Source organism: Streptomyces thermocarboxydovorans (genome assembly GCF_039524635.1).
Taxonomy (GTDB): domain Bacteria; phylum Actinomycetota; class Actinomycetes; order Streptomycetales; family Streptomycetaceae; genus Streptomyces; species Streptomyces thermocarboxydovorans.
On sequence record NZ_BAAAGU010000052.1, the window covers coordinates 1 to 13,547 of the forward strand.

The 13,547-nt window shown below is 70.1% G+C and carries 7 protein-coding genes and 1 pseudogene; 4 read left to right on the forward strand and 4 right to left on the reverse strand.

Annotation, left to right across the window (positions count from 1 at the left end; all coding sequences use genetic code 11):
- Positions 1-345: 345 nt before the first annotated feature.
- Positions 346-756, reverse strand: coding sequence for an SDR family NAD(P)-dependent oxidoreductase (locus ABD198_RS30775; protein WP_425580527.1), 411 nt, complete (start codon positions 754-756; stop codon positions 346-348).
- A gap of 160 nt (positions 757-916) precedes the next feature.
- Here ABD198_RS30775 and ABD198_RS22960 point away from each other — a divergent pair, with 160 nt between their 5' ends.
- A complete protein-coding gene (locus ABD198_RS22960; protein ID WP_344005195.1) occupies positions 917-5,626 on the forward strand; it encodes a ComEA family DNA-binding protein in 4,710 nt (1,569 codons plus the stop codon).
- A 587-nt stretch (positions 5,627-6,213) separates the two neighbouring features.
- Here ABD198_RS22960 and ABD198_RS22965 read toward each other — a convergent pair.
- The 3 genes and pseudogenes from ABD198_RS22965 to ABD198_RS22975 form a co-directional block, all read right to left on the reverse strand.
- Positions 6,214-6,600, reverse strand: a complete 387-nt coding sequence (locus ABD198_RS22965) for a hypothetical protein (protein WP_344005198.1) — start codon at positions 6,598-6,600, stop codon at positions 6,214-6,216.
- Positions 6,601-6,883: 283 nt separating this feature from the next.
- Positions 6,884-7,252, reverse strand: a pseudogene (locus ABD198_RS22970) (PHP domain-containing protein); the annotation flags it as partial.
- Between the two features lie 231 nt (positions 7,253-7,483).
- A complete protein-coding gene (locus ABD198_RS22975; protein ID WP_344005201.1) occupies positions 7,484-9,376 on the reverse strand; it encodes an ATP-binding cassette domain-containing protein in 1,893 nt (630 codons plus the stop codon).
- Positions 9,377-9,535: 159 nt separating this feature from the next.
- On the opposite strand from ABD198_RS22975, the gene ABD198_RS22980 reads away from it, so the two are divergent.
- The 3 genes from ABD198_RS22980 to ABD198_RS22990 all read left to right on the forward strand — a co-directional run bounded on the left by ABD198_RS22980 (position 9,536) and on the right by ABD198_RS22990 (position 13,375).
- Positions 9,536-9,868, forward strand: coding sequence for a universal stress protein (locus ABD198_RS22980; RefSeq protein ID WP_344005204.1), 333 nt, complete (start codon positions 9,536-9,538; stop codon positions 9,866-9,868).
- A gap of 179 nt (positions 9,869-10,047) precedes the next feature.
- Positions 10,048-12,774 (forward strand): bifunctional acetate--CoA ligase family protein/GNAT family N-acetyltransferase, encoded by a 2,727-nt coding sequence (locus ABD198_RS22985; RefSeq protein ID WP_344005207.1) that lies wholly within the window; start codon positions 10,048-10,050, stop codon positions 12,772-12,774.
- Between the two features lie 103 nt (positions 12,775-12,877).
- Positions 12,878-13,375: a flavodoxin domain-containing protein gene (locus ABD198_RS22990; protein ID WP_344005210.1), complete on the forward strand. Its 498-nt coding sequence runs from the start codon at positions 12,878-12,880 to the stop codon at positions 13,373-13,375.
- The last annotated feature ends 172 nt before the right edge of the window (positions 13,376-13,547 follow it).

The window sequence follows — 13,547 nt, forward strand, 5'->3', positions numbered from 1 at the left end:
GCCACCTCCTACGAAGCAGCGGTCTCGCTCGCGTCATTCCTACTCTGGGCAAGATCCGTTTGAAGACGGACCCTAGTTCCGCCGTCGACCTCGCGCCTGCACCGCCAGGACAGTGACCGGCCAAGGCCCTCTGGCATGAGGTGACTTGATCTTCTTCATATCGCTCCCGCGAGAGGTGCAGGGTTCCGCAGATGAACCCCCCGACTCACCGGCGTCCGGCGCGACGGTGACCGCACCCGGGCCACCGAAAGCCGAGGCCGCGACAACGGGTGGAACGCCGCGCTGGGACGGGTCAGCGGGTGCCATCCGCGGTGACGGGGATGGCTCGATCCCGTTGCCGGTGTGTCAGCTGGCGATCCAGCCGCCGTCGACATGCAGGACGCCTCCGTTGATGTAGCCGGCACCGGCGCTGGCGAGGAAGTGGATGGTGGCCGCGATCTCGGAGGACTGGCCGGTGCGGCGTGCGGGCACGGCCGTTTCGAGGAAGTTCGCGTTCGCCGACTTGTTGTCACCGCCCGACGGCTCGGGGACCACGTCGCCGAGGATCTCGTGGGACGTGGCGAGAATCGAGGTGTCGATCACGTCCGGAGCCACGGCGCTGGCCGTGACGCCGTAAGGGCCGAGGTCGACGGCGAGCCGACGGGTCATGCCTTCCAGTCCTGCCTTGGAGGCGTCGCAGGAGAGCCCGTCGGGCGACGTACGCGTCGCCGCGATCGAGGTGACGATGATGATGCGTGCGGAATTCAGCCGGACCATCGCCTCCCGATGATGCCGACCAAGCGCCCCAACCGCCATATGGCGTCTTCCGGCTCGCGCACCCCGGCACGTGCCTGCTTGTATGCCCATGGCGGGGACGTCGGCCGCAGTCAGCTCGGCGAGTGCGCTTCGTCGCCTCACGGCACTTCGAGGAGCCGTCATGACTGAGCTCGTTGACATCAACACCTCCACCGCGGAGGACCTCGCGAAGCTTCCCGGAGTCGGGGAGACGATCGCCGAGAGCATCGTCGCCTACCGCGATGAGCACGGGCCGTTCGATTCGGTCGAGGCGCTCCTACAGGTGGAGGGAGTCACTGAGCGGCTGCTCCAGAGGCTGCGCCATCGGGTGACGGTCGGCGCGCCAACCGGACGTCCGCTGGCGCCCGAGTCGGTCGAGGTACGACTCGTCGACCCCAGTGACGGTGGGGACTTCACCGGCCACTCGGTCACGATCATCGGTGTGCGCAGGACAGGCCAGGAGGCAACGGGGGACATCCCCTTCTCCGCGTCGGGCCCGACCAGCGCCGACGGGATCGTCACCCTGAGCATTCCGCCCCGGGCGACCCTCGTCGGCCAGGTCACGCTGAAGGCGAGTGCGCCGGATGGCGAGCTGCTCAAGAGCGACAGCCAGGACGGCTCGGCTCTGCCACAGCAGGTCACCCTGACGGTCAAGCCTCACGTGCCCGGCACAACGCAGCCCAACACCGATCCGGCGGCGGAGAAGCCGACGCGCCTGCGCGGCCGGGTGATCGACTCGGCCGGCCGCCAACAGGCCGCAGGCCTGCAGGTCGTCCTCTGGGGCGCGGTGAAGGCCGATCCCGAGCCAGAGGACTTCCGTGCGCTCACGGTGTCCACGACCGACGCCCAGGGCCACTTCACCGGCCCTTATCCGGTGGGGAAGTATGCCTCGGCCCACGCCACCATCGGGCTGTCGGACGAAGTCGCCACCGTTCCGGTGCATCTGGAGGAGGAGGGCGCCTTCCCGGAGACAGTCGTCCTCGTCGTCGATGTCTCCGAACCTGCCGACGAGCAGGACTGCTCCTGTCATGACCCGGGCGCTGCGCCACGGTCCCCGGACGCCACCGAGCTGGCACGGGCGGACGGCACGTTCTCGGCCGATGCCGGAATGGGCCGCTGCGTGGACTTCACCAAGCCCGACCGCACCTTGGAGGACTACAGCTTCACGTACCTCGTCCGCACGACCGAGCCGGAGATTAAAGGGCTGACGCTGGACGAGCCGCCCAAAGTCCCGGCGTCCAAACTCACGCCATTCGTGCGGGCGGAGCTGTCCAAGGCGCGAGATGCGTTCCGCCGCGCAGTGGGACCAGGGCCGGCTGCAATGGCGTTGGCACCGCCACCGTCAGCTGTGGATGTGCGAGCTGAAGAGGTCGGCGGTCCCGTTGAAGGGGTGGTCGAGGAGGCCAGCGTGCCGATCACCGGGTTCATCGATGCCGCTGCATTGAAGTCGCTGGCGCGCAACCCGGGAGTGTCACCGTTGAAGGCGGTGTACGCCGCCGCCCAGCTGACTCGGCACGGCGACTTGCAGCGCTATCTCGGTTCAGCAGTGGCCAAGCCACCTGGGCGGCAACAGCTGACCGGCGACCACTCGGTGGACTGGGACGACGACCCCACGATCTACCAGGCGAGCACCATCGCTCACGGGCACATCCTGCGGTTCAAGCAGGAGTGGGTTGCCGATGGCTACTCGATGGGCAACCTCCTCTACAGCCTGCCGCTGGCTCCGGGCCAAAAGAAGCAGATCGCCATTGTCGACTGGGAACGGCGAGAGTCGACCGCACGGCAGGAGTTCCGCGAGTCGCGCGACAGCCTTGAGGCGAGCCTGGCCCGGGACCGGGACATCAGCGACATCGTCACCGGGACACTGAGCGAGTCCATGCGGGGCGGCTCGCAGGCGTCCTCGGGCAGCCTCGCAGCCGGTCTCGGGGTAGCGGCGATCATTCCCCCGGTTGGTGGACTGCTGGGGGTCGGCGGGGGCCACTCCAGCGCGGACAGCTCCGCATGGCAGGAGTCCTCGCGATCCACGGCGGCGCATGCTCTCCAGCAGCTCCGGGACCGCACCGTCCAGGCCGCCTCGGCGGTGCGGACGCAGCGAACGTCGGTCGTGCACACCGTCGCCCAGGGCGAGCGGACGGTCGCGACTACCGAGTCCGTCGCAAACTACAACCACTGCCACGCACTGACCATCCAGTACTTCGAGCTGCTTCGGCACCTGTTGGTCAGAGAGCGGCTGGTGGACGTGCAGGAATGCCTGCTGGTGCCGCTCCTGATGTCCTGGTTCACCGACGCCAAGGCTCTGCGGTGGCGGAATACACTGGCGAACGCTGTACCGCGGCCGCTGCGGGCCGGCTTCGCGGCGCTGGACCGGATCGACGCGAACTACGCCGGCAGCGATCTGCCTGTGGGCCGCTACGCCGACGAGAACCTGGAGTCCGTCGAGGGCGAGCTGAATCTCCGCTTCCAGCTTGCCCGGCCACGGGACAAGGACGACGACTTCGACCCAGCGTCGTGGAACCCGCTGCTTGGCCTCTTCGGATTCAGCCCGACGGACTTTTACAACCAGTACTTGAGGGACCAACAGTTCAAGGACCGGATCTTTCTGGAGCGTCTCGGCCCGAAGATCGCCTCCTCCGTCGTTCAGTTCCTGCGGGTGCACGCGATCAAGAACAACGAGTCCACCGTCGATCTCAAGATCGACCCCACGCTCGTCTCCCCATTCGCCAACGACGCGAGCCTATACGTCTCGCTGCGGATGGGCGCGTCCCTGTCCCCGGTGCTCCGCTCCGACATCAAGGCCGTGGTGATCAGCTCAAGGCTCGGACTCCCCGGTCTGCCGTTCGTGATCGACCTGCTGCCTGCGGGCTCTCGGGTCATCGTCGACTCCGGTGCGCTGCGCTACCGAACGACGCACATGTCGTCGGCACTGTTCACCAACTCGTTCATCCGCAACGACCTGACCGGGCTCGACGACGTCCGCATCGAGACGCCGCTGAGCCGCCAGGAGCTCCGCAATCCTCGCGAGGAGGACAAGGAACTGGCCCGGAATCTGCTGGACCACCTCAACGAGAACATCGAGCGCTACCACCACCTCATCTGGTCGCGGATGAGCGACGCCCGGCGGTTCATGCTGCTCGACGGAGTCGAGGCGCCCAACAGTGGTGGCCGTTCGGTGGCCAGCGTGGTCGAGAACGAGCTCATCGGCATCGTCGGGAACAGTCTCGTGCTTCCAGTGGCCCGCGGCTTCCACCTGGACCCGACGTACCAGCAGGACACCCGGAACCCGATTGACCTGATCCAGCACTATCAGCCGAACACCCCCATCGAGCCCTCGCGCATCGCCATTCCCACCAGCGGTGTCTACGCCGAGGCGGTCATGGGCGCCTGCAACTCGTGCGAGGAAATCGACGAGACCCGGTTCTGGCGGTGGGAGGAGTCACAGAGCCCCGACTCACCGCCGCAGATCCTGCCCACATCGACCGAGACCCGTCGGGCCGCCCCAGCAGAGGTCACGCCGACGGAGTTCCCCCAGCCCATCATCGCCATGCAGAATGCCCCCGCCGCACCGGACCCGACTGGCGTCGGCGCTGCCCTGAATCTGCTGGGCCAGGCTGGCGCCTTCCGCGACCTGGCCGGGCTGGAGGGCACGCAGAGGAACGCCGCCGCGGCCCTTGAGCGGGCATTCGTCACCGCGACCACCTTCGGCACGAAGGCTGCCGACCTGGCACTGCAGGGCAAGATGTCCAAGGACATTGATAAAGCGATGAAGACGATTCAGTCGGCCAAGCAGACCGGACTGATCGACGACAAGCAAGCCGGTGACCTTACCGAGAGCGCCATTCGCGGCATGATCGGCCAGACGCGGCCCGCCACGACGTCCAAGCTCACCGAGGAGCCTGCGGTACGCAACTTGCTCCGCTCGCAGACCGACGCGACGTCGGGCGAGACCACCGTGAGCCGCGACGGCGAACGGGTCGAGGTGCGCCGCCCGGCGATCGGCGGCGCCAGCACCCGTATGCCCACGCCAACTCGCAGGGGGTCGACCTCGGCGGAGGCGCTCGCCGCGGTCGACGCGTTCCGCGCCCGTACGGCATCCGGACCGTGGCAGCTGGACCGAAACGAGGTGGCCGACCGCCTGGGTGATTTGGTCGGTGACCCGGACAAGCTGGACCAGGACAGCCTCAACCTCTGTGGCCCGGCAGCGTTCGTTCGCCTGTGGCTGCAACGGGATCCGCTCGCCGTGGTCCGCTTTGCCGCGGAGCTGTACGACAGCGGCGAAGCCAGCATCGGTGGCGCCTACTCGGTCGAGCCCGGCGACGACTCTCTGCTCGGCCAGGACTACGCCGCTCTCAAGGCCATGGCCGGTCCGGGTTTCTGCCCGCCCGCCGACTGGATGATGCTGGGGTCACTGCGCGACTCGGAGAACGCCTTCTTCGACTTCGAGGGGCGGCCGGACGAAGACGTCTCCGCCGCTACCAGCGCCGGCGAGGTCGCCGACTGGCTGCGAGCCACTGGGCTGTACGGCGAGGTCTCGGAAGAGGGGAACTACTTCTTCACCAAGGGCCTCGACCACCTGCTCGCACTGGCGCCGAGCACTAATCGAGACATCGCGCTACTCATCCACGCCCATGTACTCGACCAGGCCAATATCGTCAATGGTGCGAAGAAGTCAAGCGACTTCATCCTCAACGCTTTTCCGAACCACTTCATCGTGTTGACCGCTCGTGTCCAACCAGTACCGGGCGACCAACTACAGATGACCTACTGGACCTGGGGGCTCCCGGTGACAACCGCGACCTTCGACCGGGACACGGTCGAGGCCAACTACTACGGCGCAGTGGTCGCCCAACGCTAACCGCACGGCGAGGTTGATGACTACGCGAGGACCCGCGGGAGTCTGGTACGGACCCATTCCCGGGCGAGTCCGAGGCCGAAGGCATCCCGGTCGACCACCATGAGCTCGGAGACGGGCGTGTCCCCCCGGTCGGCTTCCGGGGCCCCGGGGCCGGGCTCGCGCGAGCGTCCTGGAGCGTCGACGAGACGTAGACCTTCATGTCACGACCTCGCTCTTGTCGGTTTTCCGTCAGGGAGGCAGACATGTAGACATCAGGCTGCATTGCCCACCTAAACGCCGCGACATTTCCCCTGTTCAGCGGTCACAAGACGTGATCCCGAGCACCCACCTCGGGCTGGAATTCCGGGCCCGTCATGCCGCCTCCCCTTGCACCTCTGGCGGCCACACGCTGTCGCCAACGGGTCCGTCACAGCCGAGAACCGACGACATAGGTAAGCGCGTGAGCACGTCCTTGACACGTACGACACGGCCGTGGGCCCCGGGCCGTAGAACTTCACGGTGCACGTGTACGACGACGGGCAGCACCTGCGGCACCCCCAGGTGCCCGGCACGCCCTTGCTCGCTCCGGCTGCCGTCGAGCACGTCGTCTACGAAGCACGCTTCCGCCGAGGAAGCACAGCCGACCAGGGGGCCGGAACGCAACACACCTGAAGTTGACACAGAATCGGCCTGGAAAACGCCGGCTCGTGGTGAATGTGGCGGGTCATCTCATTGATCCGGGCCATGGAATAGCCGAGGGCGCGTGCTGAATCCCGCACGCTCAAGCGGGATTGGTAGGTGATGAGGTTCGCCACCTGGGCGCAGTGCGACCGGCCGTATTTGGCATACAGGTACTGGATCACCTCCTCCCGGCGGTCGTTCTCGAAGTCGATGTCGATGTCCGGGTCGGTTTTCCCGGCGTGCAGGAATCGCTCGAAGAGCAGGCCGTGTTTGAGTGCGTCGACGGAGGTGATGCCGAGCGCGTAGCAGAGCACCGAGGATCTCTTCGGCGGTGCGCAGATGTGCCGTCGGGGCCGGCGGCAGTTCCCCGATCGCGGTGTCGAGGTTCTCGCGGCGGTGCAGTGCGGTCAGGGCCGCAGCCAGCCGTGCAGAACGCGGTGCCGCGCAGCGGACCGCGTTCGTGGCCACTACCGGCAGCCGCCATCGCTCTGCCGCCGCGTGCAGGGCAGCGTTGCGTGGGCCGTCTTCGGGTAGGCGGTGATCGACGAGTTCGGTGTACAGATGGGTGCGGCCGAAGAGGTCCACCAGCCGGTCCATCCGTGCGTGGACGGCGTCGGAGTCATAGGCCGCCTCGCCGCCGACGGGGCAGCCGGTGAGGATCGCCCACTCTCCCTCGTACGCGGCAGCCGAGAGCGCGTCGAGGTCGTAGAGCGGGGCGCCCTTGGCGCCGGCCAGCTGCCCGGCGCTGATTGCCGCGGACAGGCGGGTGAAGCCCAGCAGGCTGCGGACGATCACCACGATGGACCCGAGGCCCTGGTCCAGGGTGAGTCCGGCGCCGTAGATGCTGCCGATGCCGTATTCGCTCGCGGCCTCCGCCAGACGTCTCGCGCCGTAGAGCCCGTTGGTGTCGGTGATCGCCAGGGCCTCGATGCCGAGGCGGGCGGCCTCGGCGACCAGCTCCTCCACATGGTTGGCACCGAAGAGCCCGCCAGGTCACCGAGGATCTCCTCGCCGGGCCCGGCCGAGGGCCAGTAGCCCCAGGCCAGGCGCTCGACTTCGGGAATCTCGGTGCCGCGGGCGAGATGGTGGCTGCCGTACCGGGTCCAGGTGTCGAGGATCCGGCGCTCGGTGTCGGGCATGCATGCTCCGGGGGACTCGAGGGAGGAAGTGGCAGAAGTGCGGGGGCGCAGGAGTGGTTCAGCGTTTGCGGGACAGTTCCAGGAGTTCGGCGAAGGTTCCGCCGGCGTGGACGAGGTCGTCGTAGACGCCCTGCTCGGTGATGCGGCCGTGCTCCATCACCACGATGTGATCCGCGATCTTGGTGTTCTCCAGGCGGTGTGTGACGACGATCGTGATGCGGTCGGCGGCGATGGACTTGATCTGCTGGAAGACGCCGTGTTCGCCGCGCGGGTCCATCTGTGACGTGGGCTCGTCGAGAATCAGCAGCCCGGGCCTGCGGTACAGGGCCCTGGAGCAGGCGACGCGCTGCCATTGGCCGCCGGACAGTTCCGCGCCCCCGAAGATGTCGCGGGCCAGGAGGGTGTCCAGCCCGGCGGGCAGGTCCTCCACGGTCTCGCGCAGGCCGGCGGCGTCCACCGCCTCCCACACCGGTTCGTCGTCGTGCGTGCGGGGCTGGCCGAGGGTGATGTTCTCCCGCAGCCGCAGGGGCCACTGGGCGAAGATCTGCGGCACCAGACCGGTGTTGGCCCACACGGTGGCCGGGTCGGCTTCGGCCAGGTCGGTGCCGTTCCAGAAGACCTTGCCCTTGTCCGGGAGGTAGATGCCGGTGAGCAGCCGGGTGAGAGTGGACTTGCCGGAGCCGTTCGCCCCGACGATGGCGAGGATCTCGCCGCGCCGCAGGGTGAGGGAGACCCCGTCGACCGCGGGCCTGGCCTCGCCCGGGTAGCGGTAGACGACCTCCTCGACCTTGATCTCCTCGATCGGAGCGCTCACGGCACGGGGGCCACGCCGGGAAGCACGGGCCGCGGCGTCGTCGAGGAAGGCCTGCATGTCGCCGAGATAGAGACTGGTGTGGAAGACGGCGGCGCCGTTGACGACGACCTGCGACAGGGCCGAGAGCGTCGTCTGCACGGCGACGACGGCGGTGGCGGCGACCGCGAGGTCGATGCGTCCCGTCGCGGCGAGCCAGGCCAGCGCACCCCAGGTCGCGACGAGGAAGAAGCCGCCCGCCAGCGAGGAGAGCAGCGAGATCCGCAGGGTCCGCGGCGCGGCGGCCAGCGTGCGGCGGTCGCAGCGGTCGGACAGCGCGCGGTACCAGTACGTCAGGTAGTCGGTCATCGAGTTGGCGCGCACCTCGTCGCCGTACTTCGAGGTGGTGGCCCACCAGCGCATCATGCCCCGCACATTCCGGTCGGCCACGTTGGCGTAGTGCGTCTCGTAGTCCACCCGGGCCGTCAGCACCGCTCCGATGCCGGCCGGGAGCACGGCGAGGACGAGCAGAGGCAGCATCAGCACGTTCAGCACCGACAGAACTCCACCGGCCGTCATCATGCGGATCAGCGCCGACATCAACCCCTGGGCATCGGCGATCATCACCTGCGTACGGATCACCCCCATCTCGGCGGCCTCCTGCCGGTCCGAGAAGCCGTCCACGGCATACGCGGCGGCCTCCACCCGGCACACCGCCTCGACCAGCGCGGTGTCCGTCTCCGTGGTCAGCCGCGGAGTGATCCGCCGCTCCGCATACATGGCCAGCGAGGCCGCGCCGCGTCCCAGCGCGGCGGCCAGAGCCACCACCAGGAGCGCGGGCAGGGCACTGTGCAGCCGGTCGGCGACGGCCCGATCGGAGAGGACCGACTGCATGGCCTCGGCGGTCGCCGTCAGCAGGACGGCTGCCGAGACACCGGTGATCACCTGGCAGCCCAGCAACAGCTGCACCGCCCGCCGGTCGGTCAGCCACGCGAGGCGGGCGATCCTCCGCAACACCCCGGGAATCTGCGCGCACATGTGCCGGAAGGACACTTCGGCGAGCGGGTTGACGGCGTACTGCCCTGTGTAGGAGATCTCCGCCGGTGGCGGGAACGGCGGAGCGGTCTCCGGCTGCTGCTCATGGGTCTCGGGCGAGGCCAAAGTGATTCCCCCTTTGTTGCGTTGTCGCTTTGTCGCTGTGCCGTCACATCCGTCGTCGCGGCTGGGTCACGAGGCTCAACGAGCCCGCCCGGACTTCGAACACCTGTGTTTCGGACGGACCTCGAACCGTGCGACAGAGCGGCCGACGGAGCATGCGCGATGCAACGACCCTTGCCGCGCAAAGAGCGGGGCACGGCACCGCGGTGGCCGAAACGCCGATGGCGGCGCGTCAGCGGGAGCCGGGCCCATCGGGCCCTCATCAGGGACCTGCGGGCGCTGCCCGTGAGGACGCATACGGAGGCGCCCGTGGTACTGGTCCGTGCCGGGGCCGGCAGCGCCGCGAGCCGCATCGTCGCCGCCTCGCGCGAGGCCGCGCTGGTCGTCGTCGGCCGCCGGATCCGCCGGGGACCGGTCGGCGCCCACATCGGCCCCGTCACGCAGGCGGTGCTGCACCACTGCGCGGCGCCCGTCGCCGTCGTCGCCCACCACTGACGATCACCCGCCCGACGAGCCCCGCCCGACGAGCCCCGCCTGACGGGCCCCGCCTGACGGGCCGACCGGCACGGGGCCGGGGCCGACCGGCCTTTGAAGCGCCCCGGTCAGCCCATGGGACGGCCGTCCGATCCGCCGGATGCTCGAGATGACAGACCGGTTGTGTGAGGAGTCCCGTGATGACGCAGCACGACGTGACCGACCGGCCCCCCGTCCACGCACTGCTTGCCGACGGCGCCACCGTCTGCATCCGTCCCGTCCGGCCCGAGGACCACGAGCAGATCCAGCGGCTGTACGAGGAGATGTCCCCGGAGAACCTGCGGCTGCGGTTCTTCTCCCTCTCCCGCAGGTCGGCCCGGCTCGCGGCCGACCGGGCCTGCGGACCGGCCCGCCCCGGCTACCGTGCGCTGCTCGCCGAGAGGCGGGGCCGGGTGATCGGCCTGGCGGAGTACGAGACCGAGGACGACAAGGAGGGCGGGGCGGCAGCGGGGCGGAAGACGGCGGAGGTGGCCGTCGCCGTGGCCGACGGGCTCCACCACCGGGGCGTGGGCACCCTGCTCGTCGAGCACCTCGTCTCCGCCGCCCGCGCCGACGGGATCACCGCCTTCACCGCCGACGCGCTCAGCGAGAACCGCGAAGTACTGAAGCTCTTCGCCGACCTCGGCCTGCGCACCGAGCGCCGCTTCGAGGGACCGGAGGTGCGCTGCACCATCGCCCTCGACCAGGACGACACCTACCTCACGGCGGTCGAGGAACGCGGCCGCACTGCCGACGTCGCCAGCCTGCGGCCCCTGTTGCGGCCCAGGACCGTGGCGGTCGTCGGCGCCGGTCGCACCCCCGGCTCGGTGGGCCGGGCGATCCTGCGCCAGCTGCACTCCGGCGGCTACACCGGCCGGCTGTTCGCGGTGAACCCCGGCGCCACCGCCATCCTGGGCGTGCCGTCGTACCCCTCGGTCTCCTCCCTGCCCCGGACCCCCGACCTCGCCGTGATCGCCACGCCCGCTCCCGCGGTCCCGGGGATCGCCGAGGAGTGCGGACGGGCGGGCGTCCGGGCCCTGGTGGTCGTCTCCGCGGGCTTCGACGAGGACCAGGCACGGCGGCTCCTGACCACCTGCCGCACCTACGGCATGCGGCTCGTCGGCCCCAACTGCCTGGGCATCTCCGACACGGAGCCCGGCATCAGCCTCGACGCCACCTTCGCCGCCGGGCACCCCAGCCCCGGCACCGCGGGCGTCGCCGTGCAGTCGGGCGGCGTCGGCATCGCGCTGCTCGAAGGGCTGTCCCGGCTCGGCATCGGCGTCTCCTCCTTCGCCTCCCTGGGCGACAAGTACGACGTCAGCGGCAACGACCTGCTCCAGTGGTGGGAGAGCGACGGCCGCACCGATCTCGCGCTGCTGCATCTGGAGTCCTTCGGCAACCCGCGCGCCTTCTCCCGCACCGCCCGCCGGGTGACCCGCAGGATGCCGCTGCTGACCGTGGACGCCGGCCGCACCGAGGCGGGCCGGAAGGCCGCGGCCTCGCACACCGCGGCCGCCGCCACCCGCACCATGACGCGCGGCGCGCTGTTCACCCAGGCCGGCATCACCGCCACCCGCTCCGTCGGTGAACTTCTCGAAACGGCCGCCCTGTTGCACGGGCAGCCGCTGCCCGCCGGGCCGCGCGTCGCGATCGTCACCAACGCGGGCGGAGCCGGGGTCCTCGCCGCCGACGCCTGCGCCGAGGCGGGGCTGGTCCTGCCGGCGCTCACGCCGGAGCTGACCGGCGACCTGCTCGCCGTCCTCCCCGAGGGCGCCGCCGCCGGCAACCCCGTCGACGCCACCGCCGCCGTCAGCGAACAGCAGCTGACGGACTGCGTGGAGCGGATCGTGCGGTACGGCGGCATCGACGCGGTCGTGGTGACCCTGGTCCCCACGGCGGTCGCCGCGGCCACCGGTGACGACCTGGTGCGAGCCGTCACCGGTGCCGCCGCCCCGATTCCGAAGCCGGTCACCCTGGTACGCCTCGAACAGGCGCGGTCCGTCGAGCTGCTGCCCACGGCCGCCGCCGGCGGCGGCAGCGTCCCCTCCTACGCCGAACCCCAGGCCGCAGCACGGGCGCTCGCCCACGCCGCACGCCGTTCCGCCTGGCTCGCCCGCCCCGCCGGGACGATCCCCGCACTCGACGGCGTGGAGACGGACCGGGCCCGCGCCCTGGTGCGGGACCACCTCGCCGCCCACCCCGACGGTGCCTGGCTCGACCCGCGCCCCTGCGCGGACCTGCTGGCCTGCTACGGCATCCCGCACATCCCCTGGGCCTGGGCCGAGACCGAGGACGAGGCCGTGACGGCCGCCGAACGGCTGCGCGGCGCCGACGGCCGGGTGGTGATGAAGGCCCACTGGCCCGGACTCGTGCACAAGAGCGAGCAGCGCGCCGTCCATCTCGACCTGCGCGGCGACCAGCAGATCCGGTCCGCCTTCCGCGACCTGCACACGCGTTTCGCCGGGCTCGTCACCGGTGTCGTCCTGCAGCCCCTCGCGCCCCGAGGCACCGAGCTGTTCGCCGGGGTCGTCCAGGACCAGGTGTTCGGCCCGCTGGTGCTGTTCGGGCTCGGCGGCACCGCCACCGAGATCCTGGCGGACCACGCCGCCCGCCTCGCCCCGCTCACCGACCACGACGTGCAGGACCTGATCACCTCACCGCGCTGCGCCCCGCTGCTGCTCGGCGCACACAGCGGCCGGGCCGTCGACCTCGCCGGTCTGGAACAGCTGCTGCTGCGGCTGTCCCGGATGGCGGCGGACCTGCCGCAGCTCGCCGAGGCCGACTTCAACCCGGTTCTGGCGACACCGGACGGCGTCACCGTGCTCGACGCACGGATCCGCCTGGTGCCGTGCAGGCCCCAGGACCCCTATCTGCGCCGGCTCCGCTGAGAGCCCGCGGCTGATCGCTGCTCCGTACGGCAACGACCAGCAGGCCCTGCACACGGTGCGGCCGAGGACCGGCCGCGCCGGACGCGAAAGGAGGTGCACCGCCATGACCGGCACCGTGTTGGTCACCTACGGAAGCACGAACGGATCCACCGCACAGATCGCCGAGACCGTCGCCGAGGTCCTGCGCAAGGACGGACGGACGGTCGAGGCCCGGCCCGCGCAGGACGTGACGAGCGTGGCACCCTACGACGCCGTCGTGGCCGGCGCCGGACTGTACGCCGGACGCTGGCAGAAGGACGCCCGCCGCTTCCTGCGACGGCACCGCAGGGCCCTGGCCGAACGCCCCCTGTGGCTGTTCAGCAGCGGCCCCCTGGACGCCTCCGCCTCGGAGCGCGACATCCCGCCCGTGCCCGGCGTCAAGAAGGCCCTGACCGCCCTCGACGCCCGCGACCACGTCACCTTCGGCGGCTGCCTGGAGGAGGGCGCCAAGGGCTGGGTCGCCCGCATGATCCTCCGCAACGGAAAGGGCGGCGACTACCGCGACTTCACCACCATCGAGAAATGGGCGACCCGAGTCGCCGACGAAATGAGGCACATGTGAGAAGCAGAGCCCCTGACGGGCGCCCGGCGCCGGGCGCCCGTCAGGAAAACCGGCGAGCCGCTGGGGCCTCACCGACGCCTGCGGCCCGCGGCACACGGCCCGTCAGAGGCCGCCCGTATCCGGGACGTTCGGACCGTTCTCCGGGCCTTGCGGCCTCTCCGGTTCGTGTGGG